A 23,600-nucleotide genomic window follows, 5' to 3' on the forward strand; every position below is an offset into this window, starting at 1 on the left:
CGCAAGTACGTCCAGTACGAGCCGCGGGCCTCCGCCTTGCAATGCACCGCACCGGACAACGCGACCCGGCAAACCTTCCCGGCCACAGCACTAGGCGTGTTCGAGGAGGTGCTTGAGCTTCTCCTCGCTGCGCGGCATCTCCTTGCGGGCGAACGGCTTGACCACCAAGGGGGCGAGGACCCTGCCGATGCCGTGCCCCTCGAAGTCGAGGGCCAGGGTGACGCGCGAGCGCCTGCCGTCGTCGAGCGGTTCGATGGTCCCGCGCACATCGCCGCGTACGGGGCCGTCGACTCCGTGGAGGTGCCAGCTCCGCGGTGGGTCCAGCTCCACGACCTCCATGGTCATCGGGAGGTCCCGCCTGCCCATCCGGCGTGTGACGGCGACGCGCTGTCCCACGTGCGGCGGTGCGTCGTCGAGCGGGCGGGCGGAGAGCGCGCTCGCCTGCCACTCCGGCAGGTGCGCGAAATCCGTGATGTAGGTGTAGACCTCTTCGGGACGGCGCGCGATGTCGATGCTCTGTCTGATCGCGGACATGGCGACCCCTTACTGCCCCCTGCTACTCCCCGTCTGCTCCCTGTCTGTGCCCGGATCCCACGCTACTCCGCAGGTCAGGCGGCAGCGCGCTGCCTGCGCGCGGACATCGCGGCGTAGCCGAGGACGCCTGCGAACAGGAACAGCACGCCCTGGTAGACGGCCGCGTAACCCGAGCCCGCCACCAGCCACATCGAGAAGCCGAAGGCGAGGACGGCGAGGATCCCGTCGCGCAGCAGTCGGCCGCGGTGGACGCGCACGGACTGCCCGGACAGCAGGAAGTAGACCTGCGCGGCGGTGGAGAGCAGGTACGGGACGGTCGCCGTGAAGGTGGTGACCAGGACGAGGACCTCGAAGACGCCGTCCGCGCCCACGGCGTAGTTGTAGACGGTCAGGCCGGAGGCCAAGGCGGCGGTGACGAGCACGCCGGCCACGGGAACGCCCCGCTTCCTGTTCTCGAAGACCTTCGGGAAGAGCCCGTCCTTGGCGGCGGCGTACGGGGTCTGCGCACTGAGCAGGGTCCAGCCGTTGAGCGCGCCGACCATCGAGACGACCGCGGCGCAGGCCACCAGGGTGCCGCCCCAGGTTCCGCCGAACATGGCGTTCACGGCGTCGGTGAACGGGGCCTGCGAGGCGACCAGCCGGTCGTGGGCGACCAGGCCGAAGACGGCGAGGGTGCCGAGCAGGTAGACGAGGGCCGCCCCGGCCGTGCCGAGGACGGTGGCCCGGCCGACGTTGCGGGCCGGGTCGCGGACCTCGCCCGCGCTGACGGCGGCCGACTCCACGCCGAGGTAGCTGAAGAGCAGGATCGCCGCGCAGGCGGAGACCGCGCCGACCGGGCTCTGGCCGGTGGCCCGGAAGGGGCCGAGGTTCGCCGGGTCGAAGAAGAAGAGGCCGCCCACGGCCACCAGCAGCAGCGGGGCGAACTTCAGCACGGTGGAGACCAGTTGGACCGCGCCCACGTACCGGGTGCCGGCCAGGTTGGCCAGCGCGGGGAGCCACTGGACGGTGAGCGCGGCCAGGCACATCGCCGCCTTGTGCTGCCCGACGGCCGGGAAGAGCACGGCCAGGTAGCCGACCGCCGCGACCGCGAGGGCGGCGTTGGAGACCCAGGTGGTGATCCAGTAGCTCCAGGCCGCGAGGAAGCCGGCGAAGTCGCCGAACGCGGCGCGGGCGTACACGTAGGGGCCGCCGGTCTGCGGGAGGCGTTCGGCGAGCCGGCCGAAGACCAGGGCGAGGGCGATCGCCCCGACGGTGAGCACCCCGAACGCGAGCAGGCTGATCGTGCCGAACGGTGCGACCGAGGCGGGCAGCACGAAGATCCCTCCGCCGATGATGTTGCCCATGACCAGGCAGGTCGCGACGGGGAGGCCGAAACGCCGGGCGTGCGGGCCCGCTGCCTCGGCGGCCGCCTCCTCGATCGTCTTCCCGGCCGTCGTCGCGGCCGCAGTCGGGGAGGGGGCGTGCAGGGTGGTGCTCACGGGTGGTACGCCTCGGGTGTTTCACATGCCGGACAGGTCGACATATCGTCGGCCACGCACAAACCCGCGCCAAATCAGCGGTTTTCGTCCTGCCCGGGCACGGTTGCGGACGGAAAGACTCCGCTCGATGCGGCTTCCGGCCGTGGATCCTGCAGCGGCACCTGCGGGCCGTCGCCCTCCCGCAGCCAGCGCCGCAGCACCCGGTGCACCGCCTCCGCACCGACCAGCTCCCCGCCGTCTCCGCCGTCCGCGCCGTCCGCGCAGGGAGGCGACAGGACCGTCGGCCACATCAGGAAGGCGTGCCCCTGCTCCCCGCCCAGCCCGCCGTGCGAGCCGATCTGCTCCTCGAAGGCGTGCACCGTCCCCGTGAGCGGGTCGTACGCGGAGTTCACCATGATGTCCGCCACGTGCGGGAAGCCGTCGGTCCGCCGGACGGCCTCCACCGCCCCCGGCCCGAACGGCGCCAGCAGTTCCTCCGCCGTGCCCGGCTCGTCCAGCCGGGCCACGGCCCCGCCGGGCCCCAGTACCTCCCCGTCCACCAGCAGGAATCCCACCCCCGGGTGGTTGGCCAGGGTCGCCAGCAGAGCCGGGTGCGCCTGCTCGATCTGCTCGCGGGTGGCCCGGCCCGGGACGTCCGGGAAGGAGATCAGTCCGAGGTTCCCGGAGGCCAGCACCACCGGGTCCGGTCCCCGAACCGGGTGGGCCTGCTCCCCCTCCTCCACCGGCCGGTGGAGCGCGGCGAGGACGGCGGCGCGGGCCTCGGCGCCACTGTGCGTGCGGCGCGCCCGGCGGGAGACCGGCAGCCCGCAGCCCGCCCGGACCAGGTCCTTCAGGGTCAGCCCGTACCGGGCGAGGAAGGTCTCCCCCGGGCTCTGGCCGTGGTCCGACAGCAGCACGATCCGGTACTCCCGCGGCGCGTGCTCGGCGACCCGGGCCAGGAGCGCGAGGCTGCGGTCGATACGGGCCAGCACCTGGTCGGTGTCCCGGCTGCGGGGCCCCGAGTGGTGGGCGACCTCGTCGTAGCCGACCAGGTCGGCGTAGATCGCCGTACGTCCCGCCAGCATGTCGCCGATCACCGCCGCGACGACGACGTCCCGCTCGACCACCGTGGCGAAGGCCCGGATCAGCGGGTACAGCCCGCCCCGCGCCACCCTCGGCTGCTCCGCCCGCAGCCGCGCCCGCAACGACTGCCCGACCTCCCGCACCACCTCCGCGACGAAGGACAGCGCGGTCCGGACGGCGTTGGCCGGATCGGAGAAGTAGGCGAAATAGCCCGCGCGGGACCGGTTCGCCCGGCCCCGCCGCGCCGACACCGACAGCACCAGCGCCAGCTGGTCGGCGCCGCCGCTGAACAGGTTGCCGCGTCCGGCCCCGTCCAGTGTGAGCAGTCCGCCGTCCCCGGTGCGGGCGATCGCACGCCGCTGGAGCTCGGCGGCACTGGTCGGCCGGTTGCAGACCACCACCTCGCCGGTGTCCTTCTCGTACCAGCGGAACGCCGGCACGTCGAAGGCGGAGCCGTGCAGGATGCCGAGCTGGCTGGCTCCGGTCTGGCTGGACCAGTCGGTGCGCCAGGAGGTGAGGCGGTGGCTGCCCCCGAGCCAGCCGGCCACGGTGGGCATCACCCCGCTGCCCGCGGCGTGGCGCAGCGCCTCGTACCCGACACCGTCCAGCTGGAGCATGAGCACGCCGGGCGCGGCCGTGCCGGGCCCGCCGCGGCCGCCCCTTCCGCGGCGGCGGGCGGCGAGCCGGTAGAGCCTGCGCCGGTACGCCCCGTCGTCGCGCACCGCGAGCGCCGTCGAGGTCGCCGACGCGACGGCGGACATCACCGCGGCCACCACGACGGCGGTCTCCGGTGCCGCCTCCCCGCCCCCGGAGGGGATCAGACTGAGCGCGATCAGCAGCAGCGACCCGTTGAGGAAGAAGACCAGCAGGCCGAGCACCAGGGCGGGCACCAGCAGCAGGGCCCGCACCAGCAGCGGCCATACGAGGGCGCTCAACAGGCCGAAGGCCCCCGCCCCCCAGGCCGCGGTCAGCCCGATCTGCGTGAGGCTGTCGTCGTCGCCGGAGCGCAGCCGGAAGTCCGGGAGGAGTCCGGCCAGTGCGAGGAGGGTGAGGGTGGACACCGCCCAGACGACGATCACCCGTGCCAGGGCGCTGCCCGTGGTCCGCCACCGTCCTCGCCGCACGCCGTACCCGCCTCGTGTCTTCCCACCGGGAAGATGCCCGCGGGCCCGCGCCGCACACCCGGTCCCCGCCGCCTCGTGGGGCGTCGGGCGGGAGGGCGCGCGGGGGTCATGTCCCGTCGTAGCCGGCGGTCGGCATGGACAGCCGCCGGTGGACCTCGGCCTTCATCGCGGAGGTGTACCGCGGCTCGTCGAGTCCGGCGGTCTCCAGCCGTACGCCGCGGCGCCTGCACTCGGCGGTGAACTCCTCGACGGAGCGCAGGGCGCGCGCGAGGACCCGCTGGTTGGGGGCGACGAACAGGTCGATCTGCCCGGAGTCGACGTCGCACCAGATGCCGCAGTGGTCGGCACGCAGCCCGTAGAAGAGCAGTTCCCGCGTCACCACGTAGCCCCGGTCGGCGGCCCAGCGCGCGCACATGGCGTGCTGGCTCCGGGTGTCCACGGCGAACGGGTCGGCGTCCAGATCCTCAAGCGGGGCCAGGCTGGCGATCGCGGCCACGCGCAGCTCATCCATGCCGCCCGACCCTACTCCGATCGGCCGCCCGCGAGGAGGGGGCGGACCCCTCCGGTTCGGGGCTCCCGAGCGGGGCAGGATCTAGGCTCGACCGTGAGCACGGGGAGCGGGAGGAGGCCGGGTGCGGTGGAGATCACCTGGTGGGGGCACGCCACGTGCACGGTCGAGGACTCCGGCGTCCGGCTGCTGACGGACCCGCTGTTCGCCCGGCGCCTGGCGCATCTGCGGCGGCGGCGCGGAAAGGTGCCCCCGCTGGAGGCCGCGGAGGCGGACGTGGTCCTGGTGTCGCATCTGCATGCGGACCATCTGCATCTGCCGTCGCTGACGCGGCTGGCGCCCGGGACCCGGCTGCTGGTGCCGCGCGGGGCGCGCCGGGCCGTGCCGGGGCTCGTCCGGGTGGCGGGGGCGCGCGGGCTGGCGGTGACGGAGGTGACCGCGGGTGACGAGGTCGGCGTACGGGAGGGCGTACGGGTACGGGCGGTGCGCGCGCGTCACGACGGGCGGCGGCTGCCGTTCGGGCCCCGGCTCGCGCCGGCGCTCGGGTACGTGGTGCAGGGGGCTGCGCGCACGTACTTCGCCGGGGACACCGGGTGGTTCGACACGATGGCGCAGGAGGTCGGCCCGGTGGACGTGGCGCTGCTGCCGGTGGGCGGCTGGGGCCCCTACCTGGGGCCCGGGCACCTGGACGCGGGCCGGGCGGCGCAGGCGGTGGCCGCGCTGGCGCCGGCCGCGGCGGTGCCGGTGCACTACGGGACGTACTGGCCGATCGGGATGGACGCGGTGCGGCCGCACGAATTCCATGCGCCGGGCGCCGAGTTCGAGCGCCGGGCGGGGCAGCTCGCGCCGAAGGTGGCCGTCCGCGTCCCGGACCACGGCGAACGGGTACGGCTTCCGTGAGCTGGCACGCCGTGGTGGCGGCAGCCGGTCAGGTGCCGCCGGAGACCACCGGGCAGGCGGTCGGCTACCCGGCGTTGTTCGTGCTGGTGGCGCTGGGGGCGCTGGTGCCGGTGATCCCGACGGGGGCGCTGGTGAGTTCGGCGGCGGTGGTGGCCTTCCACCAGCAGCCGCTGCCCCTCGGGGTGTTGCTCGTGTTCGGGGTGTCCGCCCTGGCCGCCTTCACCGGCGACGTGGCGCTGTACTGGCTGGGCATGCGCGGGGTGCGTTTCCGCGGCGGCTCGCGGTGGCTGGAGGGACTGCGCGGCCGGGCGACCCCGGAGCGGCTCGCGCAGGCGCAGGCGAAGCTGGAGCGGCACGGGGTGCTGGTGCTGGTGCTCTCGCGGCTGGTTCCGGCGGGCCGGGTGCCGGTGATACTCGCCTGCCTGCTGGCGAAGCTCCCGCTGCGCCGCTTCGCCCGCGGCGACGCACCGGCGTGCCTGGCGTGGGCGGCGACGTACGGGCTGATCGGCATCCTCGGCGGCTCGCTGTTCTCCGAGCCGTGGAAGGGCGTGGCCCTGGCGGTGGGCCTGGCGCTGCTGGTCAGCGCGGGTCCGGCGCTGTGGCGCCGCGTCCGGCCGTGATCCCCCTCAGCAGGTGCGGGAGGCGCCGATGGGCAGGTCCCACAGGTCCTCGCGGGCGAGCCCGGCGCGGGACCAGGCCGCCCGTACCCGCTCCAGCGGCTCCGTCACCGGCTCGGCCGACAGGACGAACGTGCCCCAGTGCATGGGCGCCATCCGCCGCGCCCCGACGTCCCGACAGGCCTGTACGGCCTCTTCCGGGTCGGCGTGGACATCGCTCAGCCACCACCGGGGCGCGTAGGCCCCGATCGGCAGCAGCGCCAGGTCGATGCCCGGATGCCGCCGGCCGATCTGCCCGAACCAGTGGCCGTACCCCGTGTCGCCGGCGAAGTAGACCTTCCTCGGTTCCGGCCCGCCGGCGGCGCGGACGTCGGTGAGGACCCAGCCGCCCCACAGCGTCCGGCAGGTGTCGATCAGGGACCGCTTCGACCAGTGGTGCGCCGGTACGAACTCGAAGCGTACGCCGCCCAGTTCGGCCGACTCCCACCAGTCGAGCTCCGTGACCCGGGTGAAGCCGCGGCGGCGGCACCAGCGGGCGAGGCCCGCCGGGACGAAGAGCGCGGTGTGCCGGGGCAGCCGCCTGAGGGTGGGGGCGTCGAGGTGGTCGTAGTGGTTGTGGCTGATCACCACCGCGTCCACCGGCGGCAGCTCCTCCCAGCGCACGCCGACGGGCGTCATCCGGGCGGGGGTTCCCAGGATCCGCCGGGACCAGACCGGGTCGGTGAGGACGGTCAGCCCGCCGACCCGCAGCACCCAGCTGGCGTGGCCCGCCCAGGTCGCTCCGATGCGGCCGGCGGCCACGGTAGGGAGCGGACCGGGCGCGTACGGCAGGTCGGGGATCCCGCGCAGGCCCTCGGGGCCTGGCCGGAAGGCGCCTTCGCGGGCCAGCCGGGCGAAGGCGCGGACGCCGGGCAGCGGGGTGGTGAGCCGGTCCGCGAAGGAGGCGGGCCAGCGGCGGAGTTCGCCGAGCGGGCGCGGTGCGGTGGCCGGTGCGGGAGGTGGTGGCGCAGGTGCGGACGGCGCGGGTGCGGACGGCGCGGCCGGGGGGACGGCGGTCCGTACCGCTGCCGCGCGGCCGCCCGGCGGGTCGGCCGGCGGGGCGTCAGTCCGGTCGCTCATCGCGAAGTCTCCCTTCACCGCAGGTCGTTTCAGGAGGCGAGCCCGGCCAGGACCGATCCGAGGCGGTCCAGGGCGCCCCGCACGTGGTCCAGTGCGAGGGGATCGCGCGCGGTGAGCGCGGCGAGCCGCTCCTCGGGGGTGGCACCCAGCAGCGGCCCCGTCGACAACCGGACCCGCAACGCACCGAGTTCGTCGGCGAACCGCTGGCCGCCGGGTGTGGGTACGCCGAGCCTGCCGCCGAGGTAGTCCTCCAGTTCCATCGCGTCGCGGACCCCGTGGCCGGCCAGTCCCTCCCGCAGCGGGGTCAGGTCGGCGTACAGGTGGCGGCCCGCCTGCGGGGGCAGGGCGAGCGCGCCGACGGCCAGGACCCGGCGGTGCGCGGCGGCGGCGACCGCCCCGTGCAGCGCGGCGGCCGCCCGGGCGCGGCCGGAGACGGCGTCGGGCTCGTCGAGGGCGTGCGCGGCCGCGCCGGCGACCGGGCCCGCCACCATCGCGCCCGTCGCGGTGAGCATGTCGAGGGTGCGGGCCTGGAGCCACGTTCCGCGCGGGGTGCCGGGGAAGCGGACCACGGCGGCGGGCCAGCCCGCCGGCAGCAGTGCGCCGGACAGGTCGAGGAGGACGGCGGCGTCGTCAGGGAGCATCTCGGCGGGGCTGAGCACCAGGGTCTCGTGCGGCCGGTGGACGGTGTCGCGCCAGCTTTCGTCGCTGACGACGAACAGCCCTGCGGACGCGGCGGCCTCGCACGCCTCGCGCAGCAGCTCGGGCGGGGGCACGGTCGCGGTGGGGTCGTCGGCGACCGAGAGCAGCAGGACCCGCGGGTCCCCGCCCTCGGCGCGCACCCGCCGTACGGTCTCCAACAGGGCGTACGGATCCGGTACGCCCCCGCACTCGGCGGGGGTCGGCACGTGGTAGGCCCGCCGGCCCAGCAGCCGGACCTGGGGGGTCCACCAGGCGGGGCAGGGCCGCGGGAGCATCACGTCGCCGCCGAACGCGCCGAGCAGCGCGAGCAGGACGGCGGGTGCTCCGGGTCCGGCGGCCACGTGCTCCGGTTCGGTGGCGAGGCCGCGCCGCTCCCAGTGCCGGCAGGCGGCGGCGCGTACCGGCTCCCCGCCGCCCGGGGGTTCGGGGGCGGAACGCTCGGCGGCCGCGGCGATCACGGCAGTGAGCTCGGGCAGGACGGGCAGGCCCGGCTGGGGCGCGAGCGGCCCGTACCGGACCGGACCGCGGCCCTCCGCCGTCCGCTGCAGCCCCTCCGTGCCCGACACCTCGCCCTGCCCTTCCCGTCCGTCGCCGACTCGCCGTGTGCTCCGCCTACCGCAAGCCCTTTATACGGTTGTTCCCGGCGGTACGCCTGTTATCGCCCGCCGCCCCTCGCCCGCGGCCGGGAACGGCCCGGGCAGGGCGGCGGGATCAGGTCCATCTGCCCAGCAGGGCCAGCAGCCGCGTCTGGGCGTCGGCGCCCGCGGGCACCTCCAGCGGCTCGGCGTACATCCCGCTCGCCGCGAGCCCGTCCGCGTAGGGCATGACCTCCTTGAGGGAGAACTCGACCAGCCCGTCCGGCAGCCGCTCCTCGACTCCGAGCGCCCGGGACAGGTCCCAGGTGTGCACGACGCAGTCGGCGGTCAGCTCCGAGCAGTACGCCGCGCCGCGCGAGGGCCCGTAGGAGAGCGTGACCGTGCGGTCCAGGGCGCCGGGCGCCGAGAAGGCCGCCTGCGCGGCGGCCGCGGCCCGCTCCCAGGAGGCGACCGGATCGTCGCCGAGCACATCACCGGAGAAGCGGTCGCCCACCTCCTCGACGGTGCGGCCCTCACCGACCAGCGGCGGGATCCAGAGCTGCTCGCCGGTGACGTGGTTGACCAGGTCCCGCACGGTCCACTCGGTGCAGGGGGTGGGTGCCCCCCATTGGTCGTCCTTGACGGCGCGCACGCGCTCGCCGAAGAGCCGCAGCGCCTCGGCGTTCGTTTCGAGCAGCGTGTCCGGCATGGGGTCACCGTCCTCCGCAGGGGGGTCATGCCTCTTCAGCCCACTGTCCTCGCCCCTGCTTCGCCCTGCCACCGACCTGGCGCCTCCCCTGTGGCCGCAAGACTTCTGTCCACATGTCAAAACGCGGATCTCATATGACGAGCTGATCCTTTACGGTGGCCACAACGCTTCGACGAGGAGGATCCGTCCATGAGCCCCCACGAGAAGGCCGTCTACACGCACGGCCACCACGAGTCGGTGCTGCGCTCCCACCGCTGGCGCACGGCCGCCAACTCGGCGGCGTACCTGATCGGTGAGCTGCGCCCCGGGATGTCGGTCCTGGACGTGGGCTGCGGACCGGGCACCATCACGGCGGACCTGGCGGAACTGGTCTCCCCGGGCGGACACGTCACGGCGGTGGACGCCGCGCGGGACGTGGTGGAACAGGCTTCGGCGTACGTGAAGGAGCAGGGCCTGGCCGGCGCCGTCTCCTTCGCCACGGCCGATGTCCACGCGCTGGACTTCCCGGACGACTCCTTCGACGTGGTCCACGCGCACCAGGTGCTCCAGCACGTCGGTGACCCGGTGCAGGCACTGCGCGAGATGCGGCGCGTGTGCCGGCCGGGCGGGGTGGTCGCCGCGCGGGACGCGGACTACGCGGCGATGACCTGGTACCCGGCCGAACCGGGCCTGGAGGAGTGGCTGGGCCTGTACCGGCGGGTGGCCCGCGCCAACGGCGGCGAACCGGACGCCGGCCGCCGCCTGCTCGCGTGGGCGAGGGCGGCGGGCTTCACCGAGGTGGCCTCCTCGGCGACGGCCTGGTGCTTCGCCGAGCCGGAGGAGGTCGCCTGGTGGTCGGCACTGTGGGCGGACCGGACGACGGCCTCGTCGTACGCGGCGATCGCGACCGGGGGCGGTCACACCACCCCCGCGGACCTGACCGCGATCGCGGACTCCTGGCACCGCTGGGCCGCGGCCCCGGACGCCTGGTTCTCGGTCCTGCACGGCGAAATCCTCTGCCGCGCCTGATCCTGGGGCGGCGCGTCAGCCGGGCGGGCGCATGCGGAAGTCGTAGGACGGCGGGAGGGGGCGGTCCGTCAGGCGGGACCAGACCTCGGAGAGGATCTCGTCCCCCTCCCGCAGGTCCGGCAGCTCGAAGCCGTCCTCGAACACCCGCCGGGCCGCGCCCACATGGCCCTCCGCCGCGAGCAGCCGGGCGGCGAGCAGCCGGAACCGGCCCTGCTCCCGCAGGGCCGGCCGCATCCGCTCCCACACCGAACGCGCCGCGGGCAGGCGGCCCGCCGCCAGCAGGGCCGCCATCGCCTCCCCGCCCAGCGCGCACTCGGCGGCCGTCCACGGATCACCGCCCCGGCTCTCCGCCATCAGGTCGTCGAAGGCCTCCGCGTAGCGCTCGGCCGCCCGGTTCCGGTCACCCGCCAGCAGGTCGGCCACCGCCAGGCAGCGCAGCAGCGGCCAGCGCGAGGGCGCCAGCGCGAGGCCCCGCTCCCAGCTGCGGACCGCCTGGGCCACATCGCCGGCATGCCACTGCGCCACGCCCAGGTGGTATTCGGTCAGCGGCTCCGCCGGGGCCGTCTCCAGCATGTCCCGCCAGTGCGGGGCCACCAGGCTCGGCCCCGGCGGCGCCACCCGTCGCGGGGCCGGGAAGACCCCGGTGCGCCACAGCTCCAGCCAGGGCGCCTGCTCCTCGCCGAGTACGGCTTCCTCGAAGGGGGTGCCGGGCAGCTTGTGGCCCGCACACAGCACCTCCAGCGCCCCCCACCCCGAGCCCACCGCCAGGCGTTCCCCCGGTTCGGTGTCGGCCGCTCCGCGCCACGCCTTGTACGCCTCCTCGACCAGCTCGCCCGGCAGCGCGGCGTCCAGGGCCCGCAGCGCCTCGCCGCGGGCCGCCGCCCAGTCGGGCCCGTGCACCGCCGCGGGATCCGCGGTCAGCGGCCCGTACGCCTCCAGCCAGCTGAACTCCGCCCCGGGCTCCAGCCGTACGTGCTCCAGCTGGGTGCGGGCCAGTCCCGCCTGGATCTCCGCGTAGCCGCCGGTGCCGGGCTCCGTCAGCCACTCCTGCCAGCGCCGGCCGCCCTCGCCCGCGCCCCACACGAACAGCTTGCGCCCGCGCAGCCGGGACGTGGAGGTCTGGACGAGACCGCGCCCGTCGGCGTCCAGGGAGGCGATCCACGGCCGGGCCCCGTCCTGGACCTCGTAGAAGAAGTCGGCCGGGTAGGAGCTGTCCAGCGGGTAGGTGCGGTCGGCGCCCTCCCACTGCGGGACGGGGATCCGGCGCAGGGACCGCTCGTACCCGAAGTGCCAGGCCTCGTCGGCGGGGGCGAGCACCCGGGTGCCGGGGTCCTCCGGGACGGCGGTGTTGGACCACCAGTAGACGGGCGCGGGCCGCTCGTGCGGGTTGCGCACGCGGACGCCCACGTAGAGGAACTCCGCGTCCTGCGGCAGCCACAGGTCCACCTGGAAGGGCAGGTCGCGCAGCCGTTCCCATTCCCACAGCCGTACCATGACGCCCCCGTCCGGAGCCGGGACGAGCGCGGCGTGCAGCGGGGCGCAGGAGAGGGTGGTGTGGCCGGTGGCGCCGATGTTCCACTCGATGCCGCCGGAGAACCAGGCACCGTTCAGGGCGAAGTTGGCCGGCTGGAACACCGGGTTGCGGTACAGCAGTTCGCGTCCGGTGGGGACGTGCACCAGCGAGTGCACCCGGCCGCCGAGGCCGGGCAGGACGGTGGCCCGCAGGTGCGCGTTCTCGATGACGATGGCTTCGAAGTCGCGCTCCTGGCGCCGGCGCTGGTACCCGTCCCGGAGCCGGACGGGCAGCAGCGACCGCAGCGGCTCGTAGCCGATCTGCCGTGCCATGTCGCGCGGGAGGCCTTCGCGGGACCGCTCGTCCAGGGTGTGGGCCTCGGCGGGCGCGCGGAGGGCCGGGAGCGGGTTCTCGGGCCCCAAGGGGGCGGCGGGCAGGGTCAGTACGGCGCGGCGGACGGTGGTGGCCATGCAGGAAATGGAACACGCCACGGCGGCCGGTGCACAGGGGTTCCGCAGATCACCACCGGTCAGGATTACGCAAAGCCCTGGCCGGAGCGCTACGCGGGCCCCGGCCGCGGGCGCGGCGTTCCGGCGGTCAGGGCCCAGCGCTCGTGGTCCCGCCAGGCCCCTTCCACGTAGAGGAACTCCGGGGAGAAGCCCTCCAGCCGGAAGCCCGCCCCGCGCACCAGTGCGAGGGACGCCGCGTTGCCCGGCTGGATGTTGGCCTCCAGGCGGTGCAGGGCGAGGCCCCCCTCGTCGGCGGGGGCGAAGGCGTGGTCCACCACCAGCCCGAGCGCCTCCCGCATCAGCCCGCGCCCGGCGGTGTGCGCGAACGCGCCGTAGCCGAGCGCCCCGCACTGGAAGGCGCCGCGGACGATGTTGTTGATGTTGACGAAGCCGCCGATGGCACCGGTCTCCCGCTCGCACACCAGGTAGCCCGCCCGGGCCCCGTCCTCCTCGCCCTCGATCAGTCGCCGGGCGTACGGCTCGTACTCCCCGGGTGTCGTCGGCGGCGCCAGCCACGGGCGGTGGAGCGCCCGGCTCTCGCGGGCGCGGGCGGTGAACTCGGGGCCGTCGGCGAGCCGGAAGGGGCGCAGGCCGATCCGGGGCCCCTCGCTGAGGTACGTGGAAAATGACATCCGGCCAGGTTAGGACGTGTGCCAGGATGCCCCGCGTGATCACCACCCCGAACACCGAAGAACTCCTGTCCGCGGCAGCACGCAACAACGCCGAGTGGTGCGCCGCGGTCTGCCGCGGCGGCGCGTTCTCGGCCGATGCCTGGAGCAGTGCCCGCCGGACCCCGCCCCTGTACCCCGATGCCGTGACCCTCACCCGCCACGCCTCGGCCGCGGCGCTGCTGGCCGGGACGGACACCGACTCCCCCGGCTGCTCGGTCAAGGACAGCTTCGCCGACCTCGACCTGGGCCCTGCGGGGTTCGAGGTGCTCTTCGAGGCCCGCTGGATCCACCGCCCGGCCGGTCTCCCGGTTCCGGCGGCTCCCGGCCTGGAGTGGTCGCGCGTCCGCACCGTGGCGGAGCTGGAGGCATGGGAGACCGCCTGGGACGGCAGGGAGTGCACCGGCCTGTTCCACCCCGGGCTGCTGACCGGGGACATCGCCCTGCTGGCGGGTTCGGCGGGCGGGATGGTCGTCGCCGGGGCCGTCGCGAGCGTCGCGGCCGGGGTCGTCGGCCTCTCCAACGTGTTCACCGCCGAGGGCACCCCGGCGGACGAGGCCTGGCGGGGCGGCCTCACCGCCGCCGCGCAGCTGTGGCCGGACCTTCCCGTGGTCGGCTACGAGTCCGGCGACGACCTCGACACCGCGGTGCGCCACGGCTTCACCGTGCTCGGCCCGCTCCGGGTCTGGCTGCACAGCTCCTCCCGCCAGGACACCGCCTGACCCGTCAGGCCTCCAGCCGCAGCCGCGGGACGTCCGTGCGCTCGATCCCGAAGACCTGGGTGTACAGCGAGAGTTCGGCCTCCAGGGCCCGGACCATGGTGTCCGCCCGCCGGAAGCCGTGGCCCTCGCCCTCGAAGGCGAGGTACGCGTGCGGCACGGCGCGGCCCCGCATCGCGGCGAGGAAGCGCTCCGCCTGGGCCGGCGGGCACACCGGGTCGTCCAGTCCCTGGAGCAGCAGGAACGGTGCGGTGATCCGGTCGGCGCGGGCCAGCGGGGAGCGTTCCCGGCATCGTACGGGAAGGGTCTGGGGCGGCCCGGCCAGGCCGTCGACGTAGCGGGACTCCAGGTCGTGGGTCTCCTCGGCGAAGCCGAGCAGGTCCAGCACGGGGTAGATGATCGCGGCGCAGGCGTACAGATCGGTGGCGGCCAGCGAGGCCGCCGCCGTCCAGCCGCCCGCGCTGGCACCCCGGATGGCGAGCCGGTCCGGGTCCGCGGTGCCCTCCGCCGCCAGCGCCCGGGCCACCGCCGCGCAGTCCTCGACGTCGACGACGCCCCACTGCTCGCGCAGCCGTTCCCGGTAGGCCCGCCCGTACCCGCTGGAGCCGCCGTAGTTCACCTCGGCCACGCCGATGCCGCGCGAGGTGAAGTAGGCGATGTGCAGGTCGAGCACGGGCGGCACGTGGTCGGTGGGGCCGCCGTGCGCCCAGATCACGTAGGGCGGCAGTTCGTCGGCGGGGGCCCGGCGGGCGGGGTGGTGCGGCGGGTAGACGTGCGCGTGGACCTCGCGGCCGCCGGGGCCGAGGAAGGTCCGGCTCTGCGGTTCGGGGTAGTACGCCGGGTCCACCGGGTCGGTCCCGGCCGCGCCCACCACCCGGGCGTGCCCGTCCTCGGTGTTCAGCTCCACCACCTCGTAGGCGCTGCGCGGGCTGGCGGCGACCCCGTAGACCCGGGTGCCGTAGGCGGCGAGGGCGGGCTGCCAGGCGGTCCACGGCCCGGCGGCGTCCACCAGGTCGCCGCTGTCCGGGTCGAGGACTCCGAGCACGCAGGAGCCCTGGCCGTGCAGGACGGCGACGAGCCCGTCGGACAGCGGGGCCAGCCAGCTCAGCCCCGGCTTCCACAGGGGGCCGCCGAACTCCTCCTCGCGCGGACACAGGTTGACGGCGGCTCCGGTGTCGGGGTCCACCCGGTACGGGTTCCACCAGCCGCTGCGGTCGCTCACGGCGAGCAGGCTCCCGTCGGCCGTCCACTCCACCTGCGCCACGGACTCAGCGGGGCCGCCGAGCACGGTACGGGCCCCGGTCAGGGTGCCGTCGGGCGCGATCTCGGAGACCTCCACCTCGGTGCCGTCCCACGGCATCCGGGGGTGGTCCCACACCAGCCGGGCGGCCCGCCGGCCGTCGGGGGACAGCCGGGGGCCGGTGGTGAACCGGTTTCGGTCGTCGCTGAGTTCGCGTACCCGGGAGCGGTCCTCGGCCGCCGATCCGTCCAGCGGTACGGCGGCCGCCACACGCCGCACGTCGGTGGGCGCCGGGCCGGTGAACTCCTCCAGGACGCACCAGACTTCGCCGTCCCGCAGCACCGGGTCCGCCCAGCGCAGCCCGCCGCCGACCGCGGAGAGCGGGGTCAGCGGTCGCGGCGCGGGGCCGCCGGGCGCGTCCGGCTCGTACGCGTACAGCCGCTGGTCGGCGAAGTGGACGAACACCAGCAGCGGCCCGCCCGCCGGCCGTTCGGCGCCGGCCCAGGGGCGGCCGCCGTACTCGGTGACCCGGCTGCGGACGTTCCACGGCGGCGGCAGCACGCAGTCCGGGGGGCCGCCGTCCGCGGGGCGGCGCACCAGCGCGCGGCGGCCGCCCTCGGCCGGCCGGGGTTCGGTCCACCACACCTCCGGGCCGACGGTGCCGACGTACTCGGGCCTGCCGTCGTGGGAGGCGGCGAGGGCGGCGTCGAGGGGCGAGGGCCAGCTGCCGTAGGGCCCGGCCGGCACCGCCATCACCGGCTCCCCATCACAGGGCCCGCAGGGCGTGGTCGAGGACGCGGACGCCGAAGTGCAGGGCGTCGACGGGGACCCGCTCGTCCACGCCGTGGAAGAGGGACCAGTAGTCGAAGCCGGGGGGCAGCTTCAGCGGGGAGAAGCCGTAGCCGGTGATCCCGAGGCGGGAGAACTGCTTGGCGTCGGTGCCGCCCGCCATGCAGAACGGCACCACGTGCGCGTCGGGGTCGAAGCGCTCCACGGACCGGCGCAGGATCTCGTAGGTCCGCCCGTCCACGGGGGCTTCGAGTGCCACCTCGCGGTGGTGGAACTCCCAGGTGACGTCGGGTCCGGTGAGCTCGTCCAGGGTGGCCAGGAACTCGGCCTCGCCGCCCGGGAGCGTCCGGCCGTCGATGTAGGCGGTGGCGTGTCCGGGGACCACGTTGAGCTTGTAACCGGCGCTGAACATGGTCGGGTTGGCACTGTTGCGGACCGTCGCCTCGACCAGGGCGGCGGCCGGGCCGAGCTTGGGGAGGACGGTGTCGAGGTCGAAGCCGCGGCTGCGGGGATCCACGGCCACGCCTTCCAGGGCGGCGAGTTCGGTGATGCAGGCGGTGACGGTGTCGGTGAGCCGCACGGGCCACTCGTACGCGCCGATCCGGGCCACGGCGGCGGAGAGCCGGGTGACGGCGTTGGCCCGGTTGGGCTTGGAGCCGTGGCCGGTCGTACCGTGCGCGGTCAACCTGAGCCAGGCGGTTCCGCGTTCACCGGCGGCGATCGGGTAGACGGCCCGGCCGGGACCGGTGTGCAGGGTGAAGGCGCCGGACTCGCTCAGACCCTCCGTGCACCCCTCGAAGAGACGCGCGTGGTGGTCGGCGAGGTAGCCGGAGCCGTCGACCGCGCTGTCCTCCTCGTCGGCGGTGTAGGCGACCACGATGTCGCGGCGGGGCTTCACCCCCGCCCGGGCCCAGGCCCGTACGACGGCCAGCACCATCGCGTCCATGTTCTTCATGTCGACGGCGCCGCGGCCCCAGACCACCCCGTCGCGGACCTCTCCGGAGAAGGGGTCGGTGCTCCAGTCGGCGGCCTCGGCGGGGACCACGTCGAGGTGCCCGTGGACGAGGAGGGCCTCGGCGGACGGGTCGCTGCCCTCGATCCGGGCCACGACGTTGGTGCGGCCGGGGGTGCGTTCCAGCAGCACCGGCTCCAGGCCGGCGGCGGCGAGCCGCTCCGCCGCGTACTCGGCGGCGGGGCGCTCGCGGCAGTCGCCGCCGCCGCGGTTGGTGGTGTCGATCCGGATGAGGTCGGAGGTGAACGCGACGACCTCGTCGAGCGCAACCTGGTCGACCGGGTCGTGGGGGGTGACTGCGGGCATGTCAGCCATACTGCTCCTCCACGGCCGCCGAGACGACCGTCGTGACCGCCTTGAACGTCCGGATCCCCTCGTACATGGTCCCGCTGCTGTACGCGGCCCTGCGCTCCCCGGACCGCTCGACGCCCGGGACGACCGTGGCGGCCATCGCCAGGTGCTCGGCGTCGAACTCCAGCTCGACGGCGTACGGACCGCCGCGCACGGGCTCGCGGCGTACGGCGAGGGCCGCCGCCTCCTTGGCGGCGGCCCTGATGTCGGCGGCGGTGCGGGCGGGGGTGCGGCACACCGCGGCGTAGCGGGAGACGTGGTCCTTGACGGCGACGGTCACCGCGCCGGGGGCGTACCCGGCGGCGTCGGCGCAGGTCAGGTCGTCGCCGGTGACCAGGATGACCGGGACGCCGAATTCGGCGACGACATGCGCGTTGAGCAGTCCCTCGCCGGCGCGGACCCCGTTCAGCCAGACGCCGGTGATGGAGTTGGCGAGGTAGGTGTGGGCGAGGACGCCCTCGGCGCCGGCGCCGGTGTGGTAGCCGACGAAGGCGACGCCGTCGACGTCTCCGTGCTGCACGCCCTCGACCATGGAGAGGGACTTGTGGCGGCCGGTGAGCATTTCGACTCGCTCGTCGAGCTGCTCCAGCAGCAGGTTCCGCATCGTCCAGTGGGCCTCGTTGACGAGGACCTGGTCGGCGCCGCCGTCGTAGAAGCCGAGCGCAGCGGCGTTCACGTCGGAGGTGAAAAGGGGCCGGCAGCGTTCCCACTGCGGGGTGCCGGGCAGCACGTCGGCGGGCCAGGTGACGCCGGTGGCGCCTTCCATGTCGGCGGAGATGAGGATCTTCATCGGGCCCCCGGGCGGTCGACGGCGCACGGCGCGAACGACGCGGACGGGCGCCGCCCGCGCTCTGCCCACCCTAGACCGCGCAGGCCCTCACGGCCCGGGGGCCACGCCCGAGTGGCGGCCGCCGAAGGCGCAGCGCCGACGCCCGGCCGCCTCACCGGCCGCGGGCGGTCAGTTCACCCGAACCGGTGAGGCCGCGCCCTCGGCCTCACCGTCAACCCCCTTGCTCAGCGCTCGACTTCGGCGGCGAGGTTGGCCAGCACGGTGTCGTAGATGCGGCCGAGGCCCTTGGGGGCGAAGGTGCGCTCGAAGAAGCCGCCGATGCCGCCCGCGCCGTTCCAGACGGTGGTGACGACGGCCTTGGACCGGCCCTCGCCGGCCGGGGTGACGACCCAGGTGGTGACCATGCTGGAGTTGCGGTCCTTCTCCACGAGCTGGCCGTCGGTGGGCTCGGTGACCTCCAGCAGGCAGTCGCGTACGCGCTTGCTGGTGGCCTGGAGCTTCCAGTGGACGAGGGTGCCCTCGCCGTCGCCGCCCTCGCGCACCTCGTACTCGCTGAAGTGCTCGGGCAGCAGCTTGCCCCGGGTTCCGCTGTAGTCCGCCAGCGCGTCGAACACGGTCTCCGCGTCGGCCGCGATGATCCGCTCCGTGGTGGCCTCGACCTGCGCCATACCTGTTCCTCCAGCAATCGTGTCAGCTCGTCGCGGCAAGCCAACCACTCCGGGCCCGGGCGCCCCAAATCCGGCCGGACGGGCAGCGGACGCGCCCGGGAGGCCACAGGGAACGGTTCCGCACGATCATGGGAACGTCTGTTCTATTCTCGGGGTCCGAGCTACCGAGGGAGGCGCCGATGCGCTGGGACAATCTGACCGACGGGCCCGGGACGCCGGAACGGACGCGGGCACTGTTCGAGGCGGATTCCGTCGTCACGCGGACCTTCGACACCCCCGAGTTCCGCGGGATCACCTTCCACGAGGTACGCGCCCGCTCGATCCTCAACCGGGTGCCGGGAGCCTCGCGGATGCCGTTCGAGTGGACGGTGAACCCGTACCGCGGATGCAGCCACGCCTGCGTGTACTGCTTCGCCCGCAAGACCCACAGCTACCTCGACCTCGACACCGGCATCGGCTTCGACAGCCAGATCGTCGTCAAGACCAACGCCCCGGAGCTGCTGCGCCGGGAGCTCGGCTCACGGCGCTGGACCGGTGCGCACGTCGCCATGGGCACCAACGTGGACTGCTACCAGCGCGCCGAGGGCCGCTACCGGCTGATGCCGGGGATCATCGAGGCCCTGCGGGACCGCGCCAACCCCTTCTCCATCCTGACCAAGGGGACGCTGATCCTGCGCGACCTCCCCCTCCTCCAGGAGGCCGCGGAGGTCACCGAGGTCGGCATCTCCGTCTCCGTCGGCTTCACCGACACCGCCCTGTGGCGGACCGTGGAACCCGGAACGCCCTCCCCCGCCGCCCGGCTGGGCGCCGTACGGACCCTCACCGACGCCGGCATCGAGTGCGGGGTGCTGATGGCCCCGGTGATCCCCTTCCTCGGAGACTCCCCGGAGCAGTTGCGCCAGACCGTCCGGGCCATCGCCGATTCCGGCGCGACCTCCGTGACACCCCTCGTACTCCATCTGCGGCCCGGGGCGCGCGAGTGGTTCACCGCCTGGCTGGCCGCACACCACCCGCACCTGGTCGAGCGGTACGAACGGATGTACGCGGGCGGGTCGTACGCGCCGACCTGGTACCAGCGCCGGATCACCCGCCAAGTCCACCAGCTGGCGGCGGAATTCGGCATCGGCCCCGCCCGGCGGGGCGCGGCCCGGCGGACCGTGGTGCCCGAGCGGCCCGCGGAGTCGGCGGCGGCCGGGCCGACCCAGCTCAGCCTCCTGTGACCTCGGACGGCCGCCCGGGGATCACCAGATCGGGCCAATAAACAGCCCAATCCCGACTTCCAGACGTGGTTTCCGGGACGATTCCGCCCAGAACCCTCGGCTGGGAGGCCTCCATGCTCCACCCCTTGAAGAAGCGCGGTCCTTTGAAGAAGCGTGCCGCCGTCCTGCTGTCGATCGCCACCGTCGCCGCCACCGCCGCGACCGGCCCGGTCACGGCCGCGCAGGGCCCCGCACAGGGCACGGCACAGGGCACGGCGCAGGGCACCGCGCAGACGGCCGCGGCCGCGGCCCTGCGCTGGACCGGCTGCGCGACGACCCGCTATCCGACGCTTCAGTGCGCCTCCCTCAAGGTCCCCCTCGACCACGACCGGCCCGCCGGGCGCCAGATCACGCTGGCCCTGACCCGTGTCGCGCACACCGCCGCCACCTCCCAGGGCCCGCTGCTGGTCAACCCCGGCGGCCCCGGGGGCAGCGGGCGCGCGCTGGCCGGGTTCATCGCCTCCGCGCTCCCCAAGGACGTGGCCGCCCAGTACGACGTGATCGGCTTCGACCCGCGGGGGGTGGGCAAGAGCGAGCCGGTCCTCGACTGCGGGGGCAGCCACTTCGCACCGGTGCGGCCGGACTCCGTACCGCTGGAGCCGCAGACCGAGCGGGCCAACCTGGACCGGGTCAAGGCCTTCGCCGAGTCCTGCCAGACCAAGCACGCGGACGTGCTCCCCTACATCGGCACCGTGTCCGCCGCCCGGGACATCGAGGCGGTGCGCATCGCCCTCGGCGCGCCGAAGGTGAGCTACTTCGGCTACTCGTACGGGACCTACCTGGGCGCCGTGTACGCGAAACTCCACCCGGGCCGGGTGCACCGCCTGGTCCTGGACTCCGTGGTCGACCCGGGCGGCGTCTGGTACGAGGACAACCTCGCGCAGGACCTGGCCTTCGACGCCCGCCACAAGGCGTTCCTCGCCTGGGTGGCCCAGTACGACGGGAAGTACCGGCTCGGCAGCGATCCGGCGGCGGTCGAGAGGCGCTGGTACGCGATGCGCGCCGCCCTGCGCGAGACGCCGGCCGGGGGCAAGGTGGGCCCGGCGGAGCTGGAGGACACCTACATGCCCGGCGGCTACTACAACGGCTACTGGCCGAGCCTGGCCGAGGCCTTCTCCGCGTACGCGGTGGACCAGGACGCCAGGCCGCTGGTCGCGGCGTACGAGCGGTTCGGGGCGGTGGAACCCTCGGCGGGCAACGGGTACAGCGTCTACACGGCGGTGCAGTGCCGGGACTCGGCGTGGCCGCAGGACTGGAACCAGTGGCGCGCGGACATGTGGCGGACCCACGCCCGGGCCCCGTTCATGACCTGGAACAATGCCTGGTACAACGCCCCGTGCGCGTTCTGGAAGACCGAGCCGCTGAAGGCGCCGGACGTCACCAACGCCGACCTCCCGCCGGCGCTGCTGCTCCAGGCGACGGAGGACGCGGCGACGCCGTTCGGGGGCGCGCTCGGCATGAAGGAGCGGCTGAAGGGATCGGCCCTCGTGGTGGAGGAGGGCGGCGGCAACCACGGGATCTCGATGAGCGGCAACAAGTGCCTGGACGAGAAGGTGGCGGCGTACCTGCGGACGGGCACGGCGGCGGACGCCACCTGCCCCGCCCAGCCGGCCCCGAAGCCGACCACGGCCACCCGCGCGGTACCCCCCTCGGCGGGCGGAGCGGCCCTGCACGGCCTGCTGGGCTTCCGCGGCTAGGGGCCGCCCGGCGCCGGCCGGGTGTCGCCGGGCCATCGGGGCGGCACCGCCCGGACGCGGCCTCCGGGCGTCGGCGGGACGCGACGGGGCACCGTCCGGGTGTCGGCCGGGCGGCGTCCCGGGGTCCGGCGGGTGGCGGTTCGGTTGCGGTGCGGTCCGGCCGGAGCGTTCGGTACGTCACGGCGCACCGGCCGGAACGTCGGCTAGGGTCCGTCCGTGCAGACGCTGACGTCCCCCCTCGCCCGACGGCGTACCCGCCGAGCACCAGCCGCCTCCGCCGGCGCCCGGCTCGGCTGGCTGGACGCGCTGCGCGGCTTCGCCGCCCTGGTCGTGGCACTGCACCACTTCGAGGTGCTGCGGATGCTGCCCTTCGGGGAGGCGGTCCGGCGCAATTTCGACCTGGGCCTGTTCGGCGTCATGCTCTTCTTCATCGTCAGCGGCTACATCATCCCGGCCTCGCTGGAGCGCCGCGGGGACGTCCGGGCCTTCTGGATCGGCCGGTTCTTCCGGATCCACCCGGCCCTGATCGTCGCCGTGGCCGTCTCGATCCTGATGCTGCCCGCCGGTGACGGAACGGTCGCGCTGCTGCGCACCGGCGACAACCCGGCTTCGCTCGTCGCGAACGGCCTGATGCTCCAGGACCTGCTCGGCGTCGTCAACGGCATGAACGTCACCTGGACGCTCTGCTACGAGATGGTCTTCTACTTCTTCGTCACCGCCCTGTTCACCCGGGGCCTGCACCGGCACGGCGGCGTGATCGCGGCGGTCTTCGCCCTCGCCGCCCTGGCGATCGGCACGGCGCTCGGCACACAACTGCTGACGGCGGAGCTCGGCTCGACCCGGCTGCTCCTGCTCATCGTCACCCCGACCGTGCTCGCGGGCTTCGCCTGCGTGCTCAGCGGCCACCGGAGGGCGACTGCGGCGGGGGCCCTGCTGCTCGCCGGGACCGGCCTCGTGCTGATCACGCTGAACAGCCGGGCTCCCCTGTTCGAGAGCTTGACGATCTTCGCGACCATGTTCGCCGGCACGGCGGTGTACCGGGCGCAGCACGGGGACCTGCGGCGGGCGCCGGTCGTGCTCGCCTGCGGGTTCGTGGTGGGCGCGGGCGTGCTGGTCGGCCGGCTGTACAACCGCGGCGGTGTCGAGGCCCACACCTGGACCTCCGGCTGGAGGGCCTGGTCGGCCTCCTACCTCGCCGCGTGGGCGCTGTTCGGGCTCGGTTTCCTGCTGCGGGGGCGGCGCTTCCCGAAGGTGCTGACCTGGCTCGGCGCAATCAGCTTCTCGCTGTACCTGCTGCACTTCCCGCTGCTGCGCACCGTCGGACCGCTGGTGGGGGTTCCACCCATGCCGTCGTCGACGCCGGGCCGGGTCGCCTGGACGGCGATCTTCTTCGCCGTGCTGCTGGCCGCGAGCCACCTGATGTACCGCCTGGTCGAGCTGCCGATGCAGCGCCTCGGCCGACGGGTCCAGCGGGCGGCGGACCGCCGCGGGCCGTCCGCCGCGGCCGCCGCGCCGCCGCGGGCCGGTGCGGCTGGGCCCCGGCAGGCGGAGGGGGTCGCCCTCGGCGCCGCGGGCGCCCCGGCGGCGGTCGAACCGTCGTCAGCGTCCCGGGCCTGAGGGGATCGCCCGCGCCGGATCCGGCAGCACCGCGAAGGCCTCCACCTCCAGCAGGAGCTCGGGCCGGAAGAGGGCGACGACCTGGACGGCCGAGGATGCGGGCAGCCGGTCGGGCGGGATCACCGCGTCGCGCGCCTCCCGTACCGCCGGGAGGTGGGCGGTGTCCGTCACGAAGTAGGTCAGCTTCACGACGTCGTCGAACGTCGCCCCGGCCGCGGCCAGACACCGCCGGAGGTTCTCGAACACCTGGCGGGCCTGCGCAGCGGCGTCGCCCTCACCGACGATCCGGCCCTGCTCGTCGAAGGCGCACTGACCGGAGACCGCGATGAACCGCCCGGTGCCCCAGGTGACATGGCTGTAGCCCGTACCGGGGTGGACGCCTTCGGGCGCGGCCACGCGCACGATGTGGCTGTCGTTGCGTTCACTCATGGGGAC

21 protein-coding genes are annotated in these 23,600 nt (G+C 74.7%); 7 read left to right on the forward strand and 14 right to left on the reverse strand.

The window, feature by feature from the left end:
* Window positions 1–90: 90 nt before the first annotated feature.
* The 4 genes from AC0666_RS18860 to AC0666_RS18875 form a co-directional block, all read right to left on the reverse strand.
* A complete protein-coding gene (locus AC0666_RS18860) occupies window positions 91–534 on the reverse strand; it encodes an SRPBCC family protein (protein ID WP_468580943.1) in 444 nt (147 codons plus the stop codon).
* 74 nt (window positions 535–608) lie between these two features.
* Entirely contained in the window at window positions 609–1,952 is a 1,344-nt protein-coding gene (locus AC0666_RS18865; protein WP_478707997.1) for an amino acid permease, read from the reverse strand.
* 134 nt (window positions 1,953–2,086) lie between these two features.
* Window positions 2,087–4,198: a phage holin family protein gene (locus AC0666_RS18870; RefSeq protein WP_468968810.1), complete on the reverse strand. Its 2,112-nt coding sequence runs from the start codon at window positions 4,196–4,198 to the stop codon at window positions 2,087–2,089.
* A gap of 106 nt (window positions 4,199–4,304) precedes the next feature.
* Complete coding sequence (locus tag AC0666_RS18875; RefSeq protein WP_361711364.1) at window positions 4,305–4,709, reverse strand: hypothetical protein; 405 nt, start codon at window positions 4,707–4,709, stop codon at window positions 4,305–4,307.
* Between the two features lie 126 nt (window positions 4,710–4,835).
* Between AC0666_RS18875 and AC0666_RS18880 the strand changes: the two genes are divergently transcribed.
* Window positions 4,836–5,606 carry an MBL fold metallo-hydrolase gene (locus tag AC0666_RS18880; RefSeq protein ID WP_468968807.1) on the forward strand — a complete coding sequence of 257 codons (771 nt, stop codon included), beginning with the start codon at window positions 4,836–4,838 and terminating at the stop codon, window positions 5,604–5,606.
* The gene (locus AC0666_RS18885) at window positions 5,603–6,226 is read left to right on the forward strand and encodes a DedA family protein (protein ID WP_478707956.1); all 624 of its coding nucleotides are present in this window, start codon (window positions 5,603–5,605) and stop codon (window positions 6,224–6,226) included. Before AC0666_RS18880 ends, AC0666_RS18885 begins: the two co-directional genes overlap by 4 nt.
* Window positions 6,227–6,232: 6 nt before the next feature.
* Here the strand turns inward: AC0666_RS18885 and AC0666_RS18890 are convergent, their stop codons facing one another.
* The 3 genes from AC0666_RS18890 to AC0666_RS18900 form a co-directional block, all read right to left on the reverse strand.
* Window positions 6,233–7,342, reverse strand: a complete 1,110-nt coding sequence (locus tag AC0666_RS18890; protein WP_468968801.1) for an MBL fold metallo-hydrolase — start codon at window positions 7,340–7,342, stop codon at window positions 6,233–6,235.
* A gap of 29 nt (window positions 7,343–7,371) precedes the next feature.
* Entirely contained in the window at window positions 7,372–8,607 is a 1,236-nt protein-coding gene (locus AC0666_RS18895; protein ID WP_361711372.1) for an aminotransferase class I/II-fold pyridoxal phosphate-dependent enzyme, read from the reverse strand.
* A gap of 145 nt (window positions 8,608–8,752) precedes the next feature.
* Window positions 8,753–9,325: a TIGR03086 family metal-binding protein gene (locus AC0666_RS18900; RefSeq protein ID WP_478707957.1), complete on the reverse strand. Its 573-nt coding sequence runs from the start codon at window positions 9,323–9,325 to the stop codon at window positions 8,753–8,755.
* A gap of 189 nt (window positions 9,326–9,514) precedes the next feature.
* Between AC0666_RS18900 and AC0666_RS18905 the strand changes: the two genes are divergently transcribed.
* Window positions 9,515–10,333, forward strand: coding sequence for a methyltransferase domain-containing protein (locus tag AC0666_RS18905; RefSeq protein WP_468968794.1), 819 nt, complete (start codon window positions 9,515–9,517; stop codon window positions 10,331–10,333).
* A 15-nt stretch (window positions 10,334–10,348) separates the two neighbouring features.
* Here AC0666_RS18905 and AC0666_RS18910 read toward each other — a convergent pair whose 3' ends face one another.
* A complete protein-coding gene (locus AC0666_RS18910; RefSeq protein ID WP_468968791.1) occupies window positions 10,349–12,316 on the reverse strand; it encodes a DUF5107 domain-containing protein in 1,968 nt (655 codons plus the stop codon).
* 89 nt (window positions 12,317–12,405) lie between these two features.
* Window positions 12,406–12,987 (reverse strand): GNAT family N-acetyltransferase, encoded by a 582-nt coding sequence (locus tag AC0666_RS18915; RefSeq protein ID WP_478707958.1) that lies wholly within the window; start codon window positions 12,985–12,987, stop codon window positions 12,406–12,408.
* Window positions 12,988–13,013: 26 nt separating this feature from the next.
* Here AC0666_RS18915 and AC0666_RS18920 point away from each other — a divergent pair, with 26 nt between their 5' ends.
* The gene (locus AC0666_RS18920; protein WP_468968785.1) at window positions 13,014–13,745 is read left to right on the forward strand and encodes a hypothetical protein; all 732 of its coding nucleotides are present in this window, start codon (window positions 13,014–13,016) and stop codon (window positions 13,743–13,745) included.
* Between the two features lie 4 nt (window positions 13,746–13,749).
* Here AC0666_RS18920 and AC0666_RS18925 read toward each other — a convergent pair whose 3' ends face one another.
* The 4 genes from AC0666_RS18925 to AC0666_RS18940 form a co-directional block, all read right to left on the reverse strand.
* Window positions 13,750–15,735 (reverse strand): S9 family peptidase, encoded by a 1,986-nt coding sequence (locus tag AC0666_RS18925; RefSeq protein WP_468968782.1) that lies wholly within the window; start codon window positions 15,733–15,735, stop codon window positions 13,750–13,752.
* Window positions 15,736–15,748: 13 nt separating this feature from the next.
* Entirely contained in the window at window positions 15,749–17,098 is a 1,350-nt protein-coding gene (locus AC0666_RS18930) for a M20/M25/M40 family metallo-hydrolase (protein WP_468968779.1), read from the reverse strand.
* Window positions 17,091–17,924, reverse strand: a complete 834-nt coding sequence (locus tag AC0666_RS18935) for a M55 family metallopeptidase (RefSeq protein WP_468580957.1) — start codon at window positions 17,922–17,924, stop codon at window positions 17,091–17,093. Before AC0666_RS18935 ends, AC0666_RS18930 begins: the two co-directional genes overlap by 8 nt.
* 224 nt (window positions 17,925–18,148) lie before the next feature.
* Entirely contained in the window at window positions 18,149–18,592 is a 444-nt protein-coding gene (locus AC0666_RS18940) for an SRPBCC family protein (protein ID WP_361711390.1), read from the reverse strand.
* Window positions 18,593–18,771: 179 nt separating this feature from the next.
* On the opposite strand from AC0666_RS18940, the gene AC0666_RS18945 reads away from it, so the two are divergent.
* The 3 genes from AC0666_RS18945 to AC0666_RS18955 all read left to right on the forward strand — a co-directional run bounded on the left by AC0666_RS18945 (window position 18,772) and on the right by AC0666_RS18955 (window position 23,165).
* Window positions 18,772–19,812: an Rv2578c family radical SAM protein gene (locus AC0666_RS18945; protein ID WP_478707959.1), complete on the forward strand. Its 1,041-nt coding sequence runs from the start codon at window positions 18,772–18,774 to the stop codon at window positions 19,810–19,812.
* Window positions 19,813–19,925: 113 nt separating this feature from the next.
* Window positions 19,926–21,548, forward strand: a complete 1,623-nt coding sequence (locus AC0666_RS18950; protein ID WP_478707960.1) for an alpha/beta hydrolase — start codon at window positions 19,926–19,928, stop codon at window positions 21,546–21,548.
* Between the two features lie 216 nt (window positions 21,549–21,764).
* The gene (locus AC0666_RS18955) at window positions 21,765–23,165 is read left to right on the forward strand and encodes an acyltransferase family protein (RefSeq protein WP_468968768.1); all 1,401 of its coding nucleotides are present in this window, start codon (window positions 21,765–21,767) and stop codon (window positions 23,163–23,165) included.
* Here AC0666_RS18955 and AC0666_RS18960 read toward each other — a convergent pair.
* The gene (locus AC0666_RS18960; RefSeq protein WP_478707961.1) at window positions 23,148–23,594 is read right to left on the reverse strand and encodes a RidA family protein; all 447 of its coding nucleotides are present in this window, start codon (window positions 23,592–23,594) and stop codon (window positions 23,148–23,150) included. The two genes, AC0666_RS18955 and AC0666_RS18960, sit on opposite strands and share 18 nt — an antisense overlap.
* Window positions 23,595–23,600 lie beyond the last annotated feature (6 nt).

The organism is Streptomyces sp. NPDC043680 (genome assembly GCF_056436685.1).